At 45.2% G+C, this 743-nt stretch carries 1 pseudogene; it reads right to left on the bottom strand.

Annotated features, from left to right (window positions below):
- Window positions 1-82: 82 nt before the first annotated feature.
- Window positions 83-310, bottom strand: a pseudogene (locus tag KIV40_RS34000) (sporulation protein); the annotation flags it as partial.
- Window positions 311-743: the final 433 nt, after the last annotated feature.

Here is a 743-nt window from a genome sequence, read left to right as displayed (position 1 = left end):
CAAACTCGTCGTGTTCATCAAACCTATTCATTGGCGAAGTGGAGTCTTCCCTACGCCTTTACGATAGAGCCGGGCGAAACACGCGACTTTGGCCTCGGTCTTGTTTATCAGGATTAATTGGGACTTCCTTGATGTAACGACAGCACAGATTCAGGTCGATGTTATCGATCTCCTGAGGTTGTGAACCACCGTAAACGTGCACAATAATGTTGGCTTTACGCCCAGGGTAAAGCACCTCTTGTTGGAGTACTGAATCTACCTTCGCCGATCCAATACCAAAACTTGCTAGCGTTTTCTTTAAGAACGACATATGCACCTCCTTTAAAGCACCATCTTAAGCCTGAAAGAGGTTCAAACTCAAATATACTTCTCACACAATTTTAGCTGTAATTGACGGCAATTTTTAACCCAAGCGTCGATCGTTTAGTCAGATGATGATAATCTGTTATTGATATGTACGCATATCATTATCCTGATTCATGATTGGATTGGCGAGAGCCAGACGAGCCAAACTTCAAGCAATTGCGGCGCAGCTCATTTTGGATCAGGCCATTAAATTGGCAATGGATATGCCTGACCGTTAGGTAACTCAATGCGACCAACAGCTGTCAGGTTTTCGCACACCAACCGTAGTGCGTTGCGTCGTCGTAGTGGCTTTGTTGCTGCTCCAACGGCAAAGAAAGTGGCTCCTACAATCACTCTTGTTGAGAAGACTGCTCTGCTTACGTCTAGCTCTGCAAAAG

Source organism: Vibrio sp. D173a, from assembly GCF_030248475.1.
This window is presented reverse-complemented; position numbering and strand designations above follow the sequence as displayed.